Below are 19143 nucleotides of genomic sequence, written 5' to 3'. Positions count from 1 at the left end.
GAGATTATTCGTCGAATAATCTCGGGCCTAAACGTTGCACTAAAGAAGGCCGTTCCACAGGGGCGGCCTTTTTCGTTGTGCCAGGCACTTCCTAGGTGAATCTGAATGTGTTCGAAGGGAGCAAATGCTTAGAAGGCCCGCCGTCGCCCAAGAACTGAAGCGGATTGAGGCTTCTTAATCCTTTGTCCACCTCACGCAAAGACAGGAAACCCACATGTGAAATGAAACAAAAAGTGGGGCGCGTATCTAGCGAACCGCTGAAGTAACCAGGAGGAAATCATGTTTGGTTTTGAATTCTTGAACTATGGAACGCAAATCCTTCACAGCAAGGATTTGGAGGACATGCGCGCCGCCATACTTGGAGACGACGATCAGGAAATCGAATGTGATAACAGCGACTTTTGCCGCGAGCGTAAGCGGTTCAAAGTCACGCTTGCGGAGTTGCCTAACAGAGCCTGACGCGTAAACGCGCGGCTAAAATAACTACCGTCAAGCTTCGTGCTGGTCGTTGCGTGGGGTGAAATCCATCAAGTGTCATTTTGGTTTTCTTAGGCTCAATGATTGTCGCGCGCGGGCTGTTTTGCTCATTCGTAGTCCTGCTGCGCACTATCGTTGCCAAGTTCAATCTAAAGACTGGTTTTTGGCGCCGGCTCCTGTCGCCCTTTTAGGTCCAACAAGGCCAACAAACCCCTTGCCAAACCCCACCAACCCAACTAATACGCGCGAGTTCTCGATAAGAACATCAAGGCGGGGTGATTCCCGCCTTTTGGGTTCGAAGAGGGTTGGCGATGCGCGTCTGTCCTCCTCTCAACCTCAACGCCTGATAAAAGGCTGTATCTATGCAAAGCCAAAACATCCGTATTCGGCTGAAGGCATTTGACTATCGCGTTCTGGATGCCAGCACGCAAGAGATCGTCAACACTGCCAAGCGGACCGGCGCGAACGTGCGCGGCCCGATCCCGCTGCCGAACAAGATTGAGAAGTTCACGGTTCTCCGTGGCCCTCACGTTGACAAGAAATCCCGCGACCAGTTCGAGATCCGCACGCACAAGCGTCTGCTCGACATCGTTGATCCGACCCCCCAGACCGTTGACGCGCTGATGAAGCTCGACCTCGCTGCTGGTGTGGACGTCGAGATCAAGCTGCAGTCGTAAGATCGGAGGGTATAGATTATGCGCTCTGGTATTATCGCAAAGAAAGTTGGCATGACCCGCCTGTTCATGGAAGACGGCAAGCAGATCCCTGTGACCGTTCTTCACCTGGACAACCTGCAGGTTGTTGCACAGCGTACCGCTGACAAAGACGGCTACACCGCCGTTCAGCTGGGCGCCGGTGCTGCCAAGGCAAAACGCACCTCGAAAGCCATGCGCGGTCACTATGCCGCTGCGAAGGTTGAGCCCAAGCGTAAGCTGGCCGAGTTCCGCGTCTCCGAAGATGGTCTGATTGATGTGGGCGCCGAGATTTCGGCAGAACACTTCCTGGAAGGTCAGAAAGTTGACGTTTCGGGCACCTCGATCGGTAAAGGCTTTGCCGGTGCGATGAAGCGCTGGAACTTTGGTGGTCTGCGCGCCTCGCACGGTGTTTCGATCAGCCACCGTTCGCACGGTTCGACCGGTCAGTGTCAGGATCCGGGCAAGGTTTTCAAAGGCAAGAAGATGGCCGGTCACATGGGTGCTGCCCGTGTTACCACCCAGAACCTGGAGGTCGTCAAAACCGACGCCGACCGGAACCTGGTCTTCATCAAAGGCGCCGTTCCCGGACCGAAATCGGGCTGGGTCACCGTCAAGGACGCCGTGAAGAAGAAAGCACCGGAAGGCCTGCCTTTCCCGGCTGCTGTGAAATCGGCTGCAACCGAAGCACCTGCGGAAGAAGCTCCCGCGGAAGGTGGTGAAGCATGAAACTTGATGTAATCAAACTGGACGGCGGCAAAGCCGGCGACATCGAGCTGAACGCCGATCTGTTCGGTCTCGAGCCGCGTGCGGACATCCTGCACCGCGTGGTCCGTTGGCAGCGCAACAACGCGCAGGCCGGCACCCACAAGGTCAAGACCCGCTCGGAAACCAGCTACTCGACCAAGAAGATCTATCGCCAGAAGGGCACCGGTGGCGCACGCCATGGTGACCGCAACGCGCCGATCTTCCGTGGTGGTGGTATCTACAAAGGCCCCGTCGTACGCTCGCACGGCCACGACCTGCCCAAGAAGTTCCGTAAGCTTGGCTTGCGCCACGCTCTGTCGGCTAAAGCCAAAGCAGGTGAACTGGTTGTGATCGAGAACGCCGAAGCCGAAGGCAAGACCGCCGCTCTGGCCAAACAGGTTGCAAACCTGGGCTGGAAACGTGCTCTGGTCATCGATGGCGCGACCGTGAACGAAGGGTTCCTGAAAGCGTCCAAGAACATCGAAGGTCTGGATATCCTGCCGTCGATGGGCGCAAACGTCTATGACATCCTCAAGCGTGACACTCTGGTGCTCACCAAAGCGGCTGTCGAAGCACTGGAGGCTCGTCTGAAATGAGCGCGAAGGCAGAACACTACGACGTGATCCGCAAGCCGATCATTACTGAGAAGTCGACCATGGCGTCCGAGAACGGCGCGGTTGTCTTTGAAGTGGCGATCGACAGCAACAAGCCGCAGATCAAAGAGGCCGTTGAGGCGCTGTTTGGTGTGAAGGTCAAAGCGGTGAACACCACCGTGACCAAAGGCAAGGTCAAGCGGTTCCGCGGCCAGCTGGGTCGTCGGAAAGACGTCAAAAAAGCTTATGTGACCTTGGAAGAGGGTAACACCATCGACGTGTCCACCGGTCTCTGATCGGAACGGTCCATGGAAAGAATGGAAGACCCCCGCGAAAGCGGGGGTTTTTTACTATGGCGGTGACACAAATTTGACCTCGGATTAAAAGGCCAATTGCATAAATCGCTTGCGACGCCGGGTCAGAAGGTTATCCGGTTGAAGTTAGAAAACACGGCAGGCGCATGACACATTCCATCAAACCGAACCCGGGCAATCCGCAAGTGACCGCAGCGCGGGATTGGGTGTCTACACTGGCCAAATACCGAGAGCCGAACCAGTTGCGTAGCGCGTTCGAGCTTGGCGTCAGCATCGTGCCATTTATTGCCTTATGGGCGCTGTCGTGGATGTCTATGTCGATCAGCTACTGGCTGGCTTTTGCCATTGCAGTTCTCAACGCAGCCTTTCTGCTGCGTCTGTTTGCGATCCAGCATGATTGTGGACACGGGGCGTTCTTCAGCAACCGGATGCTCAGCGATTGGACCGGTCGGGTGATCGGCGTGCTTACCCTGACGCCTTATGATGTCTGGCGCCGTACGCATTCTACGCATCACAACAGCGCGGGTAATCTGGACAAGCGCGGGATGGGCGATATTCACACTCTGACCGTGGCAGAGTATCTGGCTTTGACGCCTTTGAACCGGTTTTGGTATCGGGTCTACCGCCACCCGGTCACCTTGTTTGGCTTAGGGCCCGGCTACCTGTTTCTGTTGCAGAACCGCCTGCCGCTTGGCCTAACGGGTCTCCTGAAATTCTGGATCAGTGCCATGGCCACCAATCTGGCAATCCTTCTGGCTCTGCTGGCCATATACTATTTCGGCGGTGTGATGCCGTTGCTGCTGATCTTCCTGCCAACGACCATGCTGGCCGCGACAGCGGGTGTCTGGCTGTTTTACGTGCAGCACCAGTTCGAAGAGACACAGTGGGATCCCGACAAGGACTGGCAATTGCACGAGGCCGCCCTGCACGGCAGTTCGCACTACATTCTGCCAACCGTATTGCAGTGGTTCAGCGCCAATATCGGCATCCACCATGTGCACCATCTGTACAGTCGCATTCCATTCTATCGCTTGACCGAAGTGTTGCGCGATCATGATGAGCTGGCCAACAGCAACCGGATGACCATCCGCGAAAGCCTCGCCAATGCGCGGTTGCACTTGTGGGACGAAAAGAGCCGTCGCCTGTTGTCCTTCGCCGAGGCGCGGGCGCTTTATGGGTAAGGGGCAAGTCGCTTCTGACCTGACTTACCCATACAAAGCTATGACACGCGCGGAAGACTGCCCGTGGGATGGCACTGCAACGGCCGATCAGGGCGCTTTACGGTGCCAAATACATCCGAACTTTTAGCGAGGCGCAAATGCCCCCAAAGCGCCAGCCCGCCGGGACCGGCAGTCGCTGGCGCGGCGGCCTTCGGCCGTGATTCCGGGCTTGGACGAACAAGTGGAAAGCGGGGTTGTTATGATTTCGGGTTTTGATTATCCGTTTCAATTCGAGCGGGAGCTAAAAAGTAGCGCAACAATCAAAAAATGTTCCAAACTAAGAAAGATCTACAAAGTGATCCCAAGTGTGGAAGAGCTTTTCGATGAGGGAAAGAAGTTGGTCAAATGGTTAATCAACTACCTTTTCCCGCCATTTCATAAAAAGATTGTTCGTTGGGTTATTGGTATTGGGTCAGCGATATTGCTGGATTCATATTTTTTTCAAGGATTAATCCAGTGGCTGCTGAGTGCTTTGGTAGCGCACTTTTTCAATCAATCAATCCCAGCGTATGATGGGCAAGACCAGAGCGGCGTGTTTGGAGTGATCCTTATATGCTTAGCGCTACTTTACAGTTTGTTAGCTCACTTTCTGGAGGATTTGCCAGGTATTTTGGATGCAAAACACCAAAGAGAAGTAGGCAGAGCAAAGTTGTCGCGAGGCTTTGATTTATATCAGAAATTCTTGGGCGATTTTGGTAGTTCCACGGGGCTGGCGATGTTCATCAAAAATCACAATTTTGGAAACACATAGCAGTCGGTACTGTCGGAAAAATTAGACAATATGTGCTTTGAGTGGGACGTGCCGGAAAGGAAATTTCTTGTTGAGCCTTTGTGTGATCAATTTCCGAAATTGCTGAGTGAGCTTCAAGAGTTGCGTGCACTGTTGGCAGAAAATTCTGGCAGGCTCCAGGCCAACCACGAACTAGAAGGGATTTTTGATCCTTCGATTCATGACGAAATGGATATGCCAGCATATATTGAAAAAGCCATAGTTGATGCGAATAGGCTTTCTTCATCAATTGCTGAACAACGCGCTGAATTTGTTCAAGTGGCAGAAGAAAAGTTCGCCCTACTCAGCAGAACCACAGATGGTGATTAGCTACTGCCAGAAAATTTGCGTTAACACCGGTTAGGGCCATGTATCACTTCGATAGGATTGGGCCATTAGAAAGCTCCAATAAAAAGAAGTCTTGAGGCCCTATAGACACCCACCCCCAACCCTGTTACACGCTCCCAATCTTGCGGCCTCGGATTCGTTCCGGGGCCTCTGATATTTGTAACCGGGGACCTTCGGGGCCCTATACCCTTGGCACCTACGGGGGCCTATCACATAGCGGGGAAACTCCCTGCACTTGCTAAACGGAAGACAGAAAGCATGGCACTCAAGTCGTACAAGCCGACGACGCCGGGCCAGCGCGGGCTGGTGCTGATCGACCGTTCGGAGCTTTGGAAAGGACGTCCGGTCAAGTCTCTCACAGAGGGTTTGACCAAATCGGGCGGCCGGAACAACACCGGACGGATCACTTCACGCCGCCGCGGCGGTGGCGCAAAGCGTCTCTACCGGATCGTTGACTTCAAACGGAACAAATTTGATGTCGCGGCAACCGTCGAGCGGATCGAATATGACCCGAACCGGACCGCATTCATCGCACTGGTAAAATACGAAGACGGCGAGCAGGCATATATCCTGGCTCCGCAGCGTCTGGCTGTTGGTGACAAAGTCATTGCGTCGGCGAAAGCTGACATCAAGCCGGGCAACGCAATGCCGTTCTCGGGCATGCCCATTGGTACCATCGTCCACAACATCGAGATGAAGCCTGGTAAAGGCGGTCAGATCGCACGTGCGGCCGGTACTTACGCTCAGTTCGTTGGTCGCGATGGCGGCTACGCTCAGATCCGTCTGAGCTCGGGCGAGCTGCGCATGGTCCGTCAGGAATGCATGGCCACCGTTGGTGCCGTGTCCAACCCCGACAACAGCAACCAAAACCTCGGTAAAGCCGGTCGTATGCGCCACAAAGGCGTGCGTCCGTCGGTTCGTGGTGTTGCAATGAACCCGATCGATCACCCGCACGGTGGTGGTGAAGGTCGTACCTCGGGTGGCCGTACACCGGTTACACCTTGGGGTAAGGACACCAAGGGTAAGCGTACCCGCAACAAGAACAAAGCGTCCCAGAAGCTGATCATCCGCTCGCGGCACGCCAAGAAGAAGGGACGTTAATCCATGTCTCGCTCTGTTTGGAAGGGTCCTTTCGTCGATGCTTACGTGCTGAAAAAAGCCGAAGCAGCGCGCGAGTCGGGCCGCAACGAAGTCATCAAAATCTGGTCGCGTCGTTCCACCATTCTGCCCCAGTTCGTGGGTCTGACCTTTGGTGTGTACAACGGCCAGAAGCATATCCCCGTCAACGTCTCGGAAGACATGATCGGTCAGAAGTTCGGTGAATACTCGCCGACCCGTACCTATTATGGCCACGCCGCAGACAAAAAAGCGAAGCGGAAGTAAGTCATGGGCAAGGAAAAGAACCCCCGCCGCGTGGCTGAAAACGAAGCAATGGCGAAAACCCGCATGCTTCGCACCAGCCCGCAGAAACTGAACCTGGTTGCGCAAATGATCCGCGGCAAGAAAGTTGAGAAGGCTCTGACCGACCTGACTTTCTCGAACAAGCGTGTCGCGCAGGACGTCAAGAAGTGCCTGCAATCCGCAATCGCGAATGCCGAAAACAACCACAACCTGGACGTTGACGAGCTGATCGTCGCAGAAGCATGGGTTGGCAAGAACCTGGTCATGAAGCGCGGTCGTCCGCGTGCCCGTGGTCGTTTCGGCAAGATCATGAAGCCGTTCTCGGAGATCACCATCAAGGTGCGTCAAGTTGAGGAGCAAGCCTAATGGGTCATAAAGTAAATCCGATCGGCATGCGCCTGCAGGTCAACCGCACCTGGGACAGCCGCTGGTACGCCGACACCAAGGACTACGGTGATCTTCTGCTCGAAGACCTCAAGATCCGTGAGTTCATCAACAAAGAGTGCAAGCAGGCCGGTATCGCCCGTGTGATCATCGAACGTCCGCACAAAAAGTGCCGCGTTACGATCCACACAGCACGTCCGGGTGTCATCATCGGCAAGAAAGGCGCGGACATTGAAGTTCTGCGCAAGAAGATCGCCCTGATGACAGACAGCGAACTGCACCTGAACATCGTCGAAGTGCGCAAGCCCGAGCTTGACGCGCAGCTGGTTGCCGAGTCCATCGCTCAGCAGCTGGAACGTCGTGTTTCGTTCCGTCGCGCAATGAAGCGGTCGGTTCAGAATGCCATGCGCATGGGCGCCCTGGGTATCCGGGTGAACGTCGCTGGTCGTCTGGGCGGCGCTGAAATCGCACGGACCGAGTGGTACCGCGAAGGCCGCGTGCCTCTGCACACTCTGCGTGCCGACATCGATTACGCACATGCCGAAGCGATGACCCCCTACGGGATCATCGGGATCAAGGTCTGGATCTTCAAAGGTGAGATCATGGAGCACGATCCGCAGGCACGTGACCGTAAAGCACAGGAACTCCAGGACGGCCCTGCACCTCGTGGTGCTGGTGGCGGTCGTCGCTAAGGAGGGAAAGATATGCTTCAACCAAAGCGTACTAAATTCCGCAAGATGCACAAAGGCCGGATCAAGGGTCTCGCCAAAGGCGGCTCTGATCTGAACTTTGGCACCTACGGCCTGAAAGCTCTTGAGCCTGAGCGTGTAACTGCACGCCAGATCGAAGCTGCACGTCGTGCCATGACGCGTCACATGAAGCGTCAGGGTCGTGTTTGGATCCGCATCTTCCCCGACACTCCGGTCACTGCAAAGCCGATCGAAGTTCGTATGGGTAAAGGTAAAGGTTCGGTCGACCGCTGGGCATGCAAAGTCAAGCCCGGCCGCGTGATGTTCGAGATCGACGGCGTCAATGACGACATCGCCCGCGAGGCCCTGCGCCTGGCTGCGATGAAGCTGCCGATCAAGACCCGCGTCGTGGTTCGCGAAGACTGGTAAGCGATCGGGGCTTAGGCCCTGTTCGTGACAAGATTGACCCTCGTCGGGAAACCGACGGGGGTTTTCTGTTGCGCTTGTGAAATTAAGGGCCGCAAAAACCGTCGACCTCGTCTCACTGCGCCCCTAGGCTGCCCGGTAGAAATGGGAGGGCCCTGTGGTTCAGTTGCGCAAAAAAATGTTCGTCAAGGAAATCATAACCACCGATCAGTTGGGCCAGCCCTGCGATCCGATCAGCCGGGTTGCTGCGCTGGCGGTGTTCACGAACCCTCTGGCCAGCTGTCAGGCGGATGACCTTTCAGAGTTGTTTGAGATTGGTGCGCTTCTTGGCCCGGACCTCGCTTCCGAAGCGATATCCCAACTAGACGGTGCTCCGGTATCCTACGGCAAGGCAGCGATCATCGGCATAAACGGCGATCTTGAACAGGGCGGGGCGGTGATCCATCCCAAGCTTGGCGCGCCCATGCGCGCGGCAGCTGGCGGAGGAGACGCCGTGATCCCTTCGAACGCTAAGCTGGGCGCGCCGGGTTGCGCGATTGATCTGCCGCTGGGGCACAAGGACAACCCTTGGTCGTTCGACCATTTCGACACGATGACGTTGAACATCCCGGACGCACCTAAACCGGATGAGATCGTTCTGTGCCTTGCCTATGCCGATGGCGGTCGCCCGATCCCACGCTGTGGCAAAGGGCCCGTCAAAGGCTAATCGACTGGCCTTGCCGAAAACACTGGGGTATGCCCGGCCCATGGCACAGATTGAATCACTCTTCGTAACCCGTCTCTACCGCGCGTCCGTCTCCGAGTTCGATCCGAAGATCGACGCTCAGGAATTGGAAAGCTCATGCCTTGTCATCGCCGAGGATGATGAGGCCGGACAGGAATGGTGTGAAGAAAACGGCTATCCCGGCTACACCAGTTACGCCTCGCTGACCGATTTGCCGTGGCGGTTTCCGATCTTTGCCGATTTAGTCGCTGCGCTAGACCAGCACGTCGCCGCCTTTGCCAAGGATCTTGAGTTCGATCTGGGCGAGGGCGCGCTGAAGCTGGAAGACCTGTGGATCAACATCCTGCCCGAGGGCGGAATGCACTCCAGCCACCTGCACCCGCACAGCGTGATCTCGGGCACGACCTATGTGGCTATGCCCGAAGGCGCGAGCGCACTGAAACTGGAAGACCCCCGCTCAGGCCGGATGATGGCCGCGCCAACGCGGGTCAAAGGCGGGCGGCGGGATTTGCAGCCGTTCATCTATATGAAGCCGCAAGTCGGGGACGTGCTGCTTTGGGAAAGCTGGCTGCGCCACGAAGTGCCAATGAACATGGCCGAAGAAGAACGCATCAGCGTCAGCTTCAACTACAAGTGGGAATAACGTCGAAAGCGTGACGTCCCACGCTTATTGAAAAAGGGGCTCATCTGATTGAGCGGCTGTCTTCAGTTCTCCGATCATACGGTCGACGAAGGCCACTTGGGTGTGGGGCGACAAAAAGGTTTTGCGGCCAATTCCGATGACGTCAAATTCAACGTGCACGGGGCTGCCGTCCCGGAACACCAACCCGGTTTCCAAAATCTGACGGCGGATATTGTCTGAAACGTTGACGATGGAATCAACGTAATGACCATGAGTGGCGATGCCGAAGATTCCCCGTCCGAAATAGGTGATCATCGGCGCATGATCGCAAAGTGCGTCTGAGATGCACTCAGCGATATCGGTCACTTCGTCAATAAATTCCTGTGATGTGCATCTTTCATAGATGGACGCGATATTTGTAACTGTCAGGATTTGCAGCTTGGTCGCACGGAACTTCAGCCTGCCAAGATGCGTCAGGTAGTTTTCAAAAGAATGTACTTTTAGAACCCCATCTACATCGTCGATTGTTATTGCGTCGCTGAGGGCAACGGCTTTGGTCATGTTTTGCGAAGTCGTGTCAAGTCGTTCAACACGCGCCGATGACTGCAATGCGTGCTTGATGCGTAGTTGCAGGTCATCGAAGTCCACCGGCTTGTTTACATAATCTGTCGCCCCTGCGGCAAAGGCATCGTCAACATGTTTCTTGTCGGACATCGCAGTGACCATGATGATCGGCGCATAGCGATAGTCAGGCAAAGATCGAATCCGGCGGCATAGCTCGACCCCGGTCATTTTGGGCATTTGAATGTCCAGAAGGAACAAATCAAACGGACGGTCAGCGTGAGCGATTTTTTCCAAGCCCTGAATCGCGGACGATGCTGTCTCTACAGTGAAACTTCCATTCGAGGCCAGCCCAAGCGAAAGCACCTTTAAGATGTCCATATCGTCGTCGACTAAAAGAACTCTCATTGCAAACCTCCTGTATGGTTGGCGGTCTTTGGCTGAACTCAAATTTGGTTAGTTCTATGTGGCCACAAATGGATGCGACGCTGAATGCTGTTTTGAAAGTCAGTGCAACTTAAAGTGTTGTCGCTTTAAGATGGTACCGTCAAAATTGCCGAACTGAAAAGATGTATTTCAGGCATAGCACCTGCCATTGCGGATTTTCTTATCACTATCGGGTGAAAAGGCCATGCAGATCGCCATCACGACAGACGGGGTGAGTGGGAGAATGAGCTTTCCCTTGCAAGCTATCCGCTAATACCTTGCGCGGCAGCATACTGCGGTCTCTTGGTGTTATCATGCATCCGCTATGTCCAAGGTGGCATGCTCAGGGGTCGTCTGGTCTTTAAGGTTAAAAGGCAGGCCGTTAGGCCTGCCTTACGTGTTTATTCGGCGATGATCTCGCCCGAGGGGCGGGGGGTCGTCGCCGTCTCGGCCGGCAGCACCGGATAAGTTACTTCAGGCAAAGTGCCGGTCAGGCTTTCCAGAAGGGCAACGATCTGGTTGGCTTCGTTGTCGCCCAGTTCCTCACCCAGTTGCGACTCGGCCATGATCTGAACCGCGACTTTCAGGTCCCATACTTTGCCTGAGTGGAAATAGGGCGCAGTCAATGCGACGTTCCGCAAAGGTGCCGCGCGGAACACATATTCGTCGTCCACAGTCTCGGTCACGGCAAAGCGGCCTTTATCGCCGACGGGCAGAACATCCGCGCCGGGTTTTTCGATCAGACCGAAGGGGTAGTACCCGCTGCCGCCGACATTGACGCCCGAGTGGCAGGCGGCGCAGCCCATGTCCATGAATTGGGACAGACCGGCCAGCTGCTCTTGGGTCATGGCGTTGTCGTCACCGTTCAACCAGGCGTCGAACGGGGCAGGAGTGATAAGGGTGGCTTCGAATGCTTCGATGGCCTTGGCAAAATTGTCAAAGTTTACCGGGTCTTCTTCACCTTCGAATGATTCAGAGAACCACTCCACATATTGCGGCATCGAATTTAGCGTTTGCACCAGATTATCCGGTGTGTTGGCCATTTCGACACCGGCCTGAACCGGACCTTTCGCCTGCGCGGCCAAGTCTTCGGCGCGCCCATCCCAGAACTGCGCTTCGTTGAAAACCGAGTTCAGGGCAGTGGGGGAGTTGCGCGGGCCACGTTGCCAGCCGTGCCCGATCGAGGTTTCAAGGTTGTCGTCCCCGCCGGTCGCCAGATTGTGGCATGAGTTGCACGAGAACACACCCGATGCGGACATGCGCGGATCGAAGAACAAGGCTTTGCCCAACTCGATCTTTTCAACAGTGATCGGGTTATCATTCACTGCAGGTACGGTCGAAGGCAGGGGTTCGAAAATATCAAGCGCTTCGTTGCGCAAGTCATTCGCCTGAGCACCTGTAGCCAGGACCGCGATCATTGCTGCATGAGTGAGGCCGGATTTCAGTTTCATTGTTAGCTCCAATAACTGTAATCTCCCTGCTGAACTATTTAGTTTACTTTGAGTCAGGCACTTTGATTTAGATCAATTCTAAATTGGCTGCGCGACACATTTTTAGAATTCATCTAATTTACCCTAATGTTCTCTTAGAAACGGGGAAATACCGGTGGCATGTTTGCCGGTATTCGGGCAGCCCGGACGTGTTAGTTGGCTGAAGGACTCGCCGAAGTCTGACAACTGTCGATAGCTCAAACTTCCTCTTGCCACCTATCCCCTAAACCCTTATACGGCGGCATCCTGCGATCTCCCGGCGTTGTCGGGCGATTCGTATGTCTATCATTCATCCACCAGGTCCAAGGTGACCCTATCAGGGGGCCTTCTGGTGTTTTGAGCAAAGGAAAAAGGCGATGAACGCCCAAGAACTGCGTGACAAGACCCCGGACCAGCTCCGCGAGGAACTGGCCAACCTGAAGAAAGAAAGCTTTAACCTGCGCTTTCAACAGGCAACCGGTCAGCTGGAAAACACTGCCGGCATCAAAGCGGCCCGCCGCAATGCCGCCCGTGTCAAAACCATTCTGAACGAAAAGGCCGCTGCTGCGGCATCCGAGGAGTAATCAGATGCCCAAGCGTATCCTGCAAGGCACCGTGACCAGCGACGCCAACGAACAGACTGTAACCGTTCAGGTAGAGCGCCGCTTTACACATCCGGTTCTGAAGAAAACCATCCGTAAGTCCAAAAAATACCGGGCTCACGATGAAAAGAACGCCTTCAAGGTCGGCGACACCGTACGCATCATCGAATGCGCGCCGAAATCGAAGACGAAACGTTGGGAAGTTCTGGAAGCGTAAGCCTCCGGGATTTTCCCATTTGTCGAAACCCTGGGGGATCTAACGAGACCAGCCCCCACAGGTCGGGAGAAACCACATGATCCAGATGCAGACCAATCTGGATGTCGCTGACAACTCCGGCGCACGCCGAGTTCAGTGCATCAAGGTCCTGGGTGGTTCCAAGCGTAAATACGCCTCCGTCGGCGACATCATTGTCGTCTCGGTGAAGGAAGCCATCCCGCGCGGCCGCGTAAAGAAAGGTGACGTCCGTAAGGCCGTCGTCGTACGCACCGCCAAGGAAGTCCGTCGCGAAGACGGCACCGCGATCCGTTTCGATCGCAACGCCGCCGTCATCCTGAACAACAACAACGAGCCCATAGGTACCCGTATCTTTGGCCCCGTTGTTCGCGAACTGCGCGGCAAGAACTTCATGAAAATCATCTCGCTGGCTCCGGAGGTGCTGTAATCATGGCTGCTAAACTCCGCAAAGGCGACAAGGTCGTCGTGCTGGCCGGCAAGGACAAGGGCAAAGAGGGAACCATTTCCTCGGTTGACCCCAAAGCCGGTAAAGCTGTTGTCGATGGCATCAACATCGCCATCCGCCACACCCGCCAGACCCAGAACTCGCAAGGTGGTCGCCTGCCTCAGGCAAACCCGATCGAGCTGTCGAACCTGGCACTGCTGGACAAAAACGGCAAAGCAACTCGCGTTGGCTTCCGCATGGAAGGTGACAAGAAGGTCCGCTTCGCCAAGACCACAGGGGACGTGATCGATGCTTGATAACGCAACCTACACCCCGCGTCTGAAAGCTCAGTACGTTGAAACCATCCGTGCCGCTCTGAAAGAAGAGTTCGGCTATAAGAACAACATGCAGCTGCCTAAGCTGGAAAAAATCGTTCTGAACATCGGTTGTGGTGCTGAGGCCGTCAAAGACTCGAAGAAAGCGAAAGCTGCTGTCGAAGATCTGACTGCAATTGCTGGTCAACAGGCCGTTGCAACCAAGGCGAAGAAGTCGATCGCGGGTTTCCGCGTCCGTGAAGACATGCCGCTGGGCGCGAAAGTGACCCTGCGCGGTGACCGGATGTACGAATTCCTGGATCGTCTGATCACCATCGCGCTGCCGCGCGTTCGTGACTTCCGCGGTGTTAAGCCTTCTTTCGATGGCCAGGGCAACTTTGCCATGGGCATGAAAGAGCACATCGTGTTCCCGGAAATCGACTTCGACAAGGTCGACGAGGTCTGGGGCCTGGATATCGTAATTGCCACCACAGCGAAAACCGACGCTGAAGCGAAGAGCCTGTTGAAAGCATTCAACATGCCGTTCAACGCGTAAGCGCCGGGAGGATTGAGACATGGCTAAAAAAGCAATGATCGAACGCGAGAAGAAGCGCGAACGCCTGGTGGCCAAATATGCCGCAAAGCGTGCCGAGCTGAAAGAAATCGCGAATGACGAGAGCCGCCCGATGGAAGAGCGTTTCAAAGCGCGTCTGAAACTGGCGAAACTGCCGCGCAACAGCTCGGCTACCCGTCTGCACAACCGCTGTCAGCTGACCGGTCGTCCCCACGCTTACTACCGTAAGCTGAAGGTCAGCCGTATTGCGCTGCGCGAGCTGGGTTCTGCTGGTCAGATCCCCGGCATGGTGAAATCGAGCTGGTAAGGGAGACATAGATATGAATGATCCTATCGGCGATATGCTCACCCGTATCCGCAACGCGCAAATGCGCGGCAAGTCCACCGTTTCCACCCCGGCTTCCAAGCTGCGCGGTTGGGTTCTGGACGTGCTGGCGGACGAAGGTTACATCCGTGGCTATGAAAAGACGACCGGTGAAAACGGTCATCCGGCCATCGAAATCAGCCTGAAATACTACGAAGGCACCCCTGTCATTCGCGAACTGAAGCGGGTCTCGAAGCCCGGTCGCCGCGTGTACATGGGCGTCAATGACATCCCGCAGGTCCGTCAGGGTCTGGGTGTGTCGATTGTCAGCACTCCGAAAGGTGTGATGTCGGACGCAAACGCTCGCTCCAACAATGTTGGCGGCGAAGTGCTCTGCACCGTCTTCTAAGGAGGTCTGCAATGTCTCGTATTGGTAAAAAACCGGTCGAGCTGCCCAGCGGCGTTACCGCCTCTGTGTCCGGCCAGACCATCGAAGTGAAAGGTCCGAAAGGCACCCGCAGCTTCACCGCCACCGACGACGTTACGCTGTCGGTAGAAGACAACGTGGTCAAGATCGACCCCCGTGGCATGTCCAAGCGTGCCCGCCAGCAGTGGGGCATGAGCCGCACCATGGTTGCCAACCTGGTAACCGGTGTGACCCAAGGCTTCAAAAAAGAGCTGGAGATCCAGGGTGTTGGTTACCGGGCTCAGATGCAGGGCAATACCCTGAAGCTGAACCTGGGTTACAGCCACGATGTTGATTTCACTGCTCCGGAAGGTGTCACCATCACCGCGCCGAAGCAGACCGAGATCGTTGTGGAAGGTATCGACCAGCAGCAGGTGGGCGAAGTCGCGGCCAAAATCCGCGAATGGCGCCGTCCCGAGCCTTATAAAGGCAAGGGCATCCGCTATAAGGGCGAGTTCATCTTCCGCAAGGAAGGCAAGAAGAAGTAAGGACGCAGACAATGGCAAACAGCAAAAGAACCCTGTTTCTGAAGCGCCGCCTGCGCGTTCGGAACAAACTTCGCAAAGTCAACGCGGGCCGCGTACGCCTGTCGGTTCACCGTTCGAACAAGAACATCAGCGTTCAGCTGATCGACGACGTTCGTGGCGTGACCCTGGCCGCAGCCTCGACCCTGGAAAAAGATCTGGGTGTTGTTGGCAAGAACAACGTCGAAGCGGCCACCAAAGTGGGTGCGGCCATCGCCGAGCGTGCCAAGAAGGCAGGCGTCGAAGAGGCCTATTTCGATCGTGGTGGCTTCCTGTTCCACGGCAAGGTGAAGGCAGTCGCTGACGCCGCGCGTGAAGGTGGTCTGAAGATCTAAGACTTGCGGGCAGCTTGGCGGCTGCCCCGATGATCCGGGGGCCCTGACGTTAGTCGGGGCTCACTTGGATTGAAGAAAACGGCGCCGTATGCGCAACATGAGAAAAGGGATGCCAAATGGCAGAACGTGAAAACCGTCGGGGCCGTGGCCGCGACCGTGAAGAAGCACCGGAATTTGCAGATCGTCTGGTCGCAATCAACCGCGTTTCGAAAACCGTAAAAGGTGGTAAGCGCTTTGGCTTCGCCGCTCTGGTGGTTGTAGGCGATCAGAAAGGCCGCGTCGGCTTTGGCAAAGGTAAAGCGAAAGAAGTACCTGAGGCCATCCGTAAGGCGACTGAGCAAGCCAAGCGTCAGATGATCCGCGTGCAACTGCGCGAAGGTCGTACTCTGCACCACGATATCGAGGGCCGTCACGGCGCTGGTAAAGTGGTTATGCGCACCGCACCTGAAGGTACTGGTATCATCGCCGGTGGTCCGATGCGTGCCGTGTTCGAAATGCTGGGCGTTAAGGACGTTGTGTCCAAGTCGCTGGGCTCGCAGAACCCGTACAACATGATCCGCGCCACCATCAACGGCCTGCAGAAAGAGCAAAGCCCGCGTTCGGTCGCCGCACGTCGTGGCAAAAAAGTTGCTGACATCCTGCCCAAGCGGGACGAAGCACCGGCTGAAGCCGAAGCGTAAGGAGTAGCGTACCATGGCAAAAACCATCGTCGTCAAGCAGATCGGTTCCCCGATCCGCCGCCCCGCCGAACAGCGCGCAACCCTGATCGGTCTGGGCCTGAACAAGATGCACCGCACCCGTGAACTGGAAGATACCCCTTCGGTCCGCGGCATGGTCAACAAGATCCCGCATCTGGTTGAGATCATCGAAGAGCGCGGCTAAGCGCGACTCTTTCAGAAGTTCTTGAAACGCCCTCGACAGTGTCGAGGGCGTTTTCTTTGTTTTAATGATTGTTTGCTTTGTACCCGGACCCTCTGCACCATAAAACCTGAAAATCTCCGATACTTCAGACCTTTAACTGCCGTTAATGCAACTATTGTGAGTGCCTTAAGGATAGGCATTCGGGGTTAAGTATCAAAGTGATGCGCGGTGTTTTGATTGGATTGAGCTGTGTGGCGGGCACTCTCGTGATAGTCGGGTTTCTTGGCCAGTTTCACAGAGTTCCCGACACAATTTCGATAGGACGGCCGTTTTTCGGCCTTTTCTGTATTGCCGGTATGTTCGCTGCAAGGCCATTTTGGCTTAAGGTGGCCTTCGCGTTCGTTGTTGCCGCAGCGTTCTTTACGGCGGTAAGGCTTCTTTTACCTCAACAGCCGGGCGGTGACCTAAAGGTTTACGCGAAAAATCTGTGGTTCGCTAATACCGAAATTCCGGTTTTGGTGGACGATATTGAAGCAACGGGTGCAGACGCTGTAATGCTGCAGGAGGTTTCTGATAGAAATATAGAAGTTCTAAGTCTGCTGGAAAAAAGTTACCCGTATCAACACTTTTGCAGGTTTTCGAGTTGGAGTGGGATCGCGTTGGCGTCACGTCATCCGATCCAAGGCGAGCCTATTTGCTCGAACTCACGTGCTATTGCAGCCGTGCCAGTTGTTATCGAGAATTCAAAGGTCTGGTTAGTGTCTGTTCATATCCCTTGGCCCTGGCCCCATGACAGCCTCAATAACGAAATAGATGCCGAAAGAGTTCTGACCGATCTCGATGGCGCTCTCGTCATTGCTGGTGATTTCAACTCCATGCCATGGTCTGGACGTGTTGGACGGATAGCATCGCTAACGAACACACGGCTTGCCGGGCCAGTTCGACCCACATTTAAACTTCGACATGTACCGCTGCCGCTTGATTTTGTTTTGGCACCGGGAGGCGGGTCTCAGGAAATACGGCCTTTATTCGGTTCTGACCACGCCGGAGTATTGGCGAACATCAGGCTTTGGGTGCCGTAGATGTTTCTTTGAACGAAATTTATTGCAGGACAGGATTGTCAGACACGGGACCGACTATCACCGCGAAATTGGGAAAAAAGCTATACGGCCATTCCGCCAACGCATACCGGATAGACCGAAACATCCGTTGTTAGCGATACCCGTCCTCCTTATCTGAACGCTGTCCCAAACAGGAACGCAAACAGTATCCCGAGGAATTCGCCTTGGGCTCAGAAAGGAAACGAACCATGGCTAACACAGCAACATTTACTCGCGAGGGCTTTGGCCTGAGCGCCCGCATCGCAACGCTCGTCGCCCGCGTTAAAGAGGCATATGCCCTGCGCGCCGAGTACAACCGCACCTATTCCGAGCTTCAGGGTCTGAGCGACCGTGAATTGAACGACATTGGTGTGCGTCGTTGTGACATCAAGGATATCGCACGCGAACACGCGTATTGCTCCTAACCAAAACGCGAACACGCGAAGGCTTTGATCAGGAGGCGCCGGCAGGCGCCTCTTTGCGTTTGGGTGATTAGTTTGACACGATGGCGTTGAAATCGGACTTCCTGCGTTGCAGCCCGCGCAATGATCCGCCAAACACGTTGCGAATTAGGGACGAATGAAGGGCTGGACAGGGTGACAGAATTCCAGATTGGCATGCTGTGGGTCGATGGCCCGCTAAGCTACCTCGAGCAGCTCTGCATCAAGTCTTTCTTGGATGTTGGGCAACCCGTCCGTCTTTACACCTACGGGACAGTTTCAAATGTCCCTGACGGGGTCGAGCAACGTGATGCGCGAGAAGTTTTGCAGGATAGCGAATTCGTTACCCATGGTCGAACCGGCAGTCCTGCACCTCATGCTGACAAATTTCGCTACAGAATGCTGGCGCAGGAACCGGACCTGATTTGGGCTGACACGGATGCGTATTGCATCAAACCCTTCGAAACAGAGACCGGGCATTACTACGCGTATCTTGAAGGAACGATGGGAATTGGCGTCCTCAAATTACCGCCAGACAGCGAGGCGCTGGCGTTGCTGAACGAATTCACGCAGGATCCGTTTCGCATCCCGCCCTGGTTGCCAAAACGACACAGACAAACGTTGCAGGCCGCACTGGACAGTGGCTCTCCAATAAATGTACCCGAGGAATATTGGGGCGCTTGGGGGCCGGGTGCTGTTTTATGGGCGCTGCACACCTCCGGAGAAATCCGTTACGCACTGCCAGAGCATGTCTTTTACCCGGTCAATTTTACCCGGAGGCGGGCTCTTGCCCGACCAGATGTTGATCTGTCGCCCTATCTCAAGGACGATACGGTATCGATCCATTTTTACGGCAGGCGGATGAGGTCGATTTTGCGCAACCGTTTCGGAGGAGTCCCTGATCCGAACAGTTTAGTCGGGCAGTTGGTTGAAAAACACGGTATCGACCCGGCGGCAGCGCCCATTTTAGACACGTGAAATACGGGTTGCCCTGACAACAAACTTGCATAGATCGGCGCAACGCTGTATCGGGCTGCGGTGGCCTTGTGGCCATGAGAATCAAAACCAAGAAACGCCGCGTTTGGCCCATCACGCTTCGGGG

General features: G+C 55.3%; 31 protein-coding genes. 29 read left to right on the top strand and 2 right to left on the bottom strand.

The window, feature by feature from the left end; all coding sequences use genetic code 11:
• The first annotated feature begins 279 nt into the window (after nt 1-279).
• The 15 genes from AC2FF7_RS20440 (at nt 280) to AC2FF7_RS20370 (ending at nt 9427) form a co-directional block, all read left to right on the top strand.
• Nucleotides 280-459 carry a hypothetical protein gene (locus tag AC2FF7_RS20440; protein WP_480870114.1) on the top strand — a complete coding sequence of 60 codons (180 nt, stop codon included), beginning with the start codon at nt 280-282 and terminating at the stop codon, nt 457-459.
• Nucleotides 460-839: 380 nt separating this feature from the next.
• Complete coding sequence (gene rpsJ / locus AC2FF7_RS20435; RefSeq protein WP_008756422.1) at nt 840-1154, top strand: 30S ribosomal protein S10; 315 nt, start codon at nt 840-842, stop codon at nt 1152-1154.
• Between the two features lie 18 nt (nt 1155-1172).
• Entirely contained in the window at nt 1173-1898 is a 726-nt protein-coding gene (gene rplC, locus AC2FF7_RS20430) for a 50S ribosomal protein L3 (protein ID WP_008758167.1), read from the top strand.
• Nucleotides 1895-2512, top strand: a complete 618-nt coding sequence (gene rplD / locus AC2FF7_RS20425) for a 50S ribosomal protein L4 (RefSeq protein ID WP_008756644.1) — start codon at nt 1895-1897, stop codon at nt 2510-2512. Before rplC ends, rplD begins: the two co-directional genes overlap by 4 nt.
• On the top strand, nt 2509-2805 hold the full coding sequence (locus AC2FF7_RS20420; protein WP_008757532.1) for a 50S ribosomal protein L23: 297 nt from the start codon (nt 2509-2511) through the stop codon (nt 2803-2805). The genes rplD and AC2FF7_RS20420 overlap by 4 nt, the downstream gene beginning before the upstream one ends.
• A gap of 164 nt (nt 2806-2969) precedes the next feature.
• A complete protein-coding gene (locus AC2FF7_RS20415; protein WP_480870112.1) occupies nt 2970-4004 on the top strand; it encodes a fatty acid desaturase in 1035 nt (344 codons plus the stop codon).
• Between the two features lie 208 nt (nt 4005-4212).
• Nucleotides 4213-4794, top strand: coding sequence for a hypothetical protein (locus AC2FF7_RS20410; RefSeq protein WP_496906239.1), 582 nt, complete (start codon nt 4213-4215; stop codon nt 4792-4794).
• 48 nt (nt 4795-4842) lie between these two features.
• On the top strand, nt 4843-5142 hold the full coding sequence (locus tag AC2FF7_RS20405) for a hypothetical protein (RefSeq protein ID WP_496906238.1): 300 nt from the start codon (nt 4843-4845) through the stop codon (nt 5140-5142).
• Nucleotides 5143-5418: 276 nt separating this feature from the next.
• A complete protein-coding gene (gene rplB, locus AC2FF7_RS20400) occupies nt 5419-6261 on the top strand; it encodes a 50S ribosomal protein L2 (protein ID WP_170356688.1) in 843 nt (280 codons plus the stop codon).
• Nucleotides 6262-6264: 3 nt separating this feature from the next.
• Nucleotides 6265-6543 carry a 30S ribosomal protein S19 gene (gene rpsS, locus AC2FF7_RS20395; protein ID WP_005980699.1) on the top strand — a complete coding sequence of 93 codons (279 nt, stop codon included), beginning with the start codon at nt 6265-6267 and terminating at the stop codon, nt 6541-6543.
• Between the two features lie 3 nt (nt 6544-6546).
• Nucleotides 6547-6927 carry a 50S ribosomal protein L22 gene (gene rplV, locus AC2FF7_RS20390; protein ID WP_039538267.1) on the top strand — a complete coding sequence of 127 codons (381 nt, stop codon included), beginning with the start codon at nt 6547-6549 and terminating at the stop codon, nt 6925-6927.
• Nucleotides 6927-7637, top strand: a complete 711-nt coding sequence (gene rpsC / locus AC2FF7_RS20385) for a 30S ribosomal protein S3 (RefSeq protein WP_170356687.1) — start codon at nt 6927-6929, stop codon at nt 7635-7637. The genes rplV and rpsC overlap by 1 nt, the downstream gene beginning before the upstream one ends.
• A 12-nt stretch (nt 7638-7649) precedes the next feature.
• The gene (gene rplP / locus AC2FF7_RS20380) at nt 7650-8063 is read left to right on the top strand and encodes a 50S ribosomal protein L16 (protein WP_058283513.1); all 414 of its coding nucleotides are present in this window, start codon (nt 7650-7652) and stop codon (nt 8061-8063) included.
• Nucleotides 8064-8238: 175 nt separating this feature from the next.
• Complete coding sequence (locus tag AC2FF7_RS20375; RefSeq protein WP_480870107.1) at nt 8239-8766, top strand: amino acid synthesis family protein; 528 nt, start codon at nt 8239-8241, stop codon at nt 8764-8766.
• A gap of 40 nt (nt 8767-8806) precedes the next feature.
• The gene (locus AC2FF7_RS20370) at nt 8807-9427 is read left to right on the top strand and encodes a 2OG-Fe(II) oxygenase family protein (RefSeq protein WP_480870105.1); all 621 of its coding nucleotides are present in this window, start codon (nt 8807-8809) and stop codon (nt 9425-9427) included.
• A gap of 24 nt (nt 9428-9451) precedes the next feature.
• Here the strand turns inward: AC2FF7_RS20370 and AC2FF7_RS20365 are convergent, their stop codons facing one another.
• The gene (locus AC2FF7_RS20365; RefSeq protein ID WP_480870103.1) at nt 9452-10375 is read right to left on the bottom strand and encodes a response regulator; all 924 of its coding nucleotides are present in this window, start codon (nt 10373-10375) and stop codon (nt 9452-9454) included.
• A gap of 419 nt (nt 10376-10794) precedes the next feature.
• Nucleotides 10795-11844, bottom strand: coding sequence for a cytochrome-c peroxidase (locus AC2FF7_RS20360; protein WP_480870101.1), 1050 nt, complete (start codon nt 11842-11844; stop codon nt 10795-10797).
• A gap of 395 nt (nt 11845-12239) precedes the next feature.
• On the opposite strand from AC2FF7_RS20360, the gene rpmC reads away from it, so the two are divergent.
• The 14 genes from rpmC to AC2FF7_RS20290 all read left to right on the top strand — a co-directional run bounded on the left by rpmC (nt 12240) and on the right by AC2FF7_RS20290 (nt 19019).
• Nucleotides 12240-12446, top strand: a complete 207-nt coding sequence (rpmC, locus tag AC2FF7_RS20355; protein WP_010437082.1) for a 50S ribosomal protein L29 — start codon at nt 12240-12242, stop codon at nt 12444-12446.
• Nucleotides 12447-12450: 4 nt separating this feature from the next.
• The gene (gene rpsQ, locus AC2FF7_RS20350; protein WP_170356682.1) at nt 12451-12681 is read left to right on the top strand and encodes a 30S ribosomal protein S17; all 231 of its coding nucleotides are present in this window, start codon (nt 12451-12453) and stop codon (nt 12679-12681) included.
• Between the two features lie 76 nt (nt 12682-12757).
• Nucleotides 12758-13126 carry a 50S ribosomal protein L14 gene (rplN, locus tag AC2FF7_RS20345; protein ID WP_039523372.1) on the top strand — a complete coding sequence of 123 codons (369 nt, stop codon included), beginning with the start codon at nt 12758-12760 and terminating at the stop codon, nt 13124-13126.
• Nucleotides 13127-13128: 2 nt separating this feature from the next.
• A complete protein-coding gene (rplX, locus tag AC2FF7_RS20340) occupies nt 13129-13440 on the top strand; it encodes a 50S ribosomal protein L24 (protein ID WP_155148683.1) in 312 nt (103 codons plus the stop codon).
• Nucleotides 13433-13993: a 50S ribosomal protein L5 gene (rplE, locus tag AC2FF7_RS20335; RefSeq protein WP_480870098.1), complete on the top strand. Its 561-nt coding sequence runs from the start codon at nt 13433-13435 to the stop codon at nt 13991-13993. The genes rplX and rplE overlap by 8 nt, the downstream gene beginning before the upstream one ends.
• Before the next feature lie 19 nt (nt 13994-14012).
• Entirely contained in the window at nt 14013-14318 is a 306-nt protein-coding gene (gene rpsN / locus AC2FF7_RS20330; RefSeq protein WP_068340744.1) for a 30S ribosomal protein S14, read from the top strand.
• 13 nt (nt 14319-14331) lie between these two features.
• Nucleotides 14332-14724: a 30S ribosomal protein S8 gene (gene rpsH, locus AC2FF7_RS20325; protein WP_068340741.1), complete on the top strand. Its 393-nt coding sequence runs from the start codon at nt 14332-14334 to the stop codon at nt 14722-14724.
• Between the two features lie 11 nt (nt 14725-14735).
• The gene (rplF, locus tag AC2FF7_RS20320) at nt 14736-15269 is read left to right on the top strand and encodes a 50S ribosomal protein L6 (protein WP_170531622.1); all 534 of its coding nucleotides are present in this window, start codon (nt 14736-14738) and stop codon (nt 15267-15269) included.
• Nucleotides 15270-15280: 11 nt separating this feature from the next.
• Entirely contained in the window at nt 15281-15640 is a 360-nt protein-coding gene (rplR, locus tag AC2FF7_RS20315) for a 50S ribosomal protein L18 (protein ID WP_170356678.1), read from the top strand.
• A 116-nt stretch (nt 15641-15756) separates the two neighbouring features.
• Nucleotides 15757-16320: a 30S ribosomal protein S5 gene (gene rpsE, locus AC2FF7_RS20310; protein WP_170356677.1), complete on the top strand. Its 564-nt coding sequence runs from the start codon at nt 15757-15759 to the stop codon at nt 16318-16320.
• Nucleotides 16321-16333: 13 nt separating this feature from the next.
• Entirely contained in the window at nt 16334-16522 is a 189-nt protein-coding gene (gene rpmD, locus AC2FF7_RS20305; RefSeq protein WP_074736195.1) for a 50S ribosomal protein L30, read from the top strand.
• Nucleotides 16523-16722: 200 nt separating this feature from the next.
• Complete coding sequence (locus AC2FF7_RS20300; protein ID WP_496906237.1) at nt 16723-17583, top strand: endonuclease/exonuclease/phosphatase family protein; 861 nt, start codon at nt 16723-16725, stop codon at nt 17581-17583.
• Between the two features lie 227 nt (nt 17584-17810).
• Nucleotides 17811-18026: a DUF1127 domain-containing protein gene (locus AC2FF7_RS20295; RefSeq protein ID WP_170356675.1), complete on the top strand. Its 216-nt coding sequence runs from the start codon at nt 17811-17813 to the stop codon at nt 18024-18026.
• A gap of 120 nt (nt 18027-18146) precedes the next feature.
• The gene (locus AC2FF7_RS20290) at nt 18147-19019 is read left to right on the top strand and encodes a hypothetical protein (RefSeq protein WP_480870094.1); all 873 of its coding nucleotides are present in this window, start codon (nt 18147-18149) and stop codon (nt 19017-19019) included.
• Nucleotides 19020-19143: the final 124 nt, after the last annotated feature.

Source organism: Ruegeria sp. YTSC325 (assembly GCF_059609525.1).
The sequence above is the reverse complement of the archived record's forward strand: the minus strand, read 5'-3'. Positions and strand labels throughout refer to the sequence as shown.

Coding starts and splice junctions, on each gene's coding strand:
- rplC (WP_008758167.1), top strand. CDS start 1,173: ATGCGCTCTGGTATTATCGCAAAGAAAGTTGGCATGACCCGCCTGTTC.
- AC2FF7_RS20440 (WP_480870114.1), top strand. CDS start 280: ATGTTTGGTTTTGAATTCTTGAACTATGGAACGCAAATCCTTCACAGC.
- rplR (WP_170356678.1), top strand. CDS start 15,281: ATGGCAAACAGCAAAAGAACCCTGTTTCTGAAGCGCCGCCTGCGCGTT.
- rplF (WP_170531622.1), top strand. CDS start 14,736: ATGTCTCGTATTGGTAAAAAACCGGTCGAGCTGCCCAGCGGCGTTACC.
- rpmD (WP_074736195.1), top strand. CDS start 16,334: ATGGCAAAAACCATCGTCGTCAAGCAGATCGGTTCCCCGATCCGCCGC.
- AC2FF7_RS20370 (WP_480870105.1), top strand. CDS start 8,807: ATGGCACAGATTGAATCACTCTTCGTAACCCGTCTCTACCGCGCGTCC.
- rplP (WP_058283513.1), top strand. CDS start 7,650: ATGCTTCAACCAAAGCGTACTAAATTCCGCAAGATGCACAAAGGCCGG.
- rplD (WP_008756644.1), top strand. CDS start 1,895: ATGAAACTTGATGTAATCAAACTGGACGGCGGCAAAGCCGGCGACATC.
- AC2FF7_RS20375 (WP_480870107.1), top strand. CDS start 8,239: ATGTTCGTCAAGGAAATCATAACCACCGATCAGTTGGGCCAGCCCTGC.
- rplB (WP_170356688.1), top strand. CDS start 5,419: ATGGCACTCAAGTCGTACAAGCCGACGACGCCGGGCCAGCGCGGGCTG.
- AC2FF7_RS20295 (WP_170356675.1), top strand. CDS start 17,811: ATGGCTAACACAGCAACATTTACTCGCGAGGGCTTTGGCCTGAGCGCC.
- rplV (WP_039538267.1), top strand. CDS start 6,547: ATGGGCAAGGAAAAGAACCCCCGCCGCGTGGCTGAAAACGAAGCAATG.
- rpsS (WP_005980699.1), top strand. CDS start 6,265: ATGTCTCGCTCTGTTTGGAAGGGTCCTTTCGTCGATGCTTACGTGCTG.
- AC2FF7_RS20420 (WP_008757532.1), top strand. CDS start 2,509: ATGAGCGCGAAGGCAGAACACTACGACGTGATCCGCAAGCCGATCATT.
- rplX (WP_155148683.1), top strand. CDS start 13,129: ATGGCTGCTAAACTCCGCAAAGGCGACAAGGTCGTCGTGCTGGCCGGC.
- AC2FF7_RS20290 (WP_480870094.1), top strand. CDS start 18,147: ATGATCCGCCAAACACGTTGCGAATTAGGGACGAATGAAGGGCTGGAC.
- rplE (WP_480870098.1), top strand. CDS start 13,433: ATGCTTGATAACGCAACCTACACCCCGCGTCTGAAAGCTCAGTACGTT.
- rpsN (WP_068340744.1), top strand. CDS start 14,013: ATGGCTAAAAAAGCAATGATCGAACGCGAGAAGAAGCGCGAACGCCTG.
- rpsJ (WP_008756422.1), top strand. CDS start 840: ATGCAAAGCCAAAACATCCGTATTCGGCTGAAGGCATTTGACTATCGC.
- rpmC (WP_010437082.1), top strand. CDS start 12,240: ATGAACGCCCAAGAACTGCGTGACAAGACCCCGGACCAGCTCCGCGAG.
- rpsH (WP_068340741.1), top strand. CDS start 14,332: ATGAATGATCCTATCGGCGATATGCTCACCCGTATCCGCAACGCGCAA.
- rpsQ (WP_170356682.1), top strand. CDS start 12,451: ATGCCCAAGCGTATCCTGCAAGGCACCGTGACCAGCGACGCCAACGAA.
- AC2FF7_RS20360 (WP_480870101.1), bottom strand. CDS start 11,844: ATGAAACTGAAATCCGGCCTCACTCATGCAGCAATGATCGCGGTCCTG.
- AC2FF7_RS20300 (WP_496906237.1), top strand. CDS start 16,723: ATGCGCGGTGTTTTGATTGGATTGAGCTGTGTGGCGGGCACTCTCGTG.
- AC2FF7_RS20415 (WP_480870112.1), top strand. CDS start 2,970: ATGACACATTCCATCAAACCGAACCCGGGCAATCCGCAAGTGACCGCA.
- rpsE (WP_170356677.1), top strand. CDS start 15,757: ATGGCAGAACGTGAAAACCGTCGGGGCCGTGGCCGCGACCGTGAAGAA.
- rplN (WP_039523372.1), top strand. CDS start 12,758: ATGATCCAGATGCAGACCAATCTGGATGTCGCTGACAACTCCGGCGCA.
- AC2FF7_RS20365 (WP_480870103.1), bottom strand. CDS start 10,375: ATGAGAGTTCTTTTAGTCGACGACGATATGGACATCTTAAAGGTGCTT.
- rpsC (WP_170356687.1), top strand. CDS start 6,927: ATGGGTCATAAAGTAAATCCGATCGGCATGCGCCTGCAGGTCAACCGC.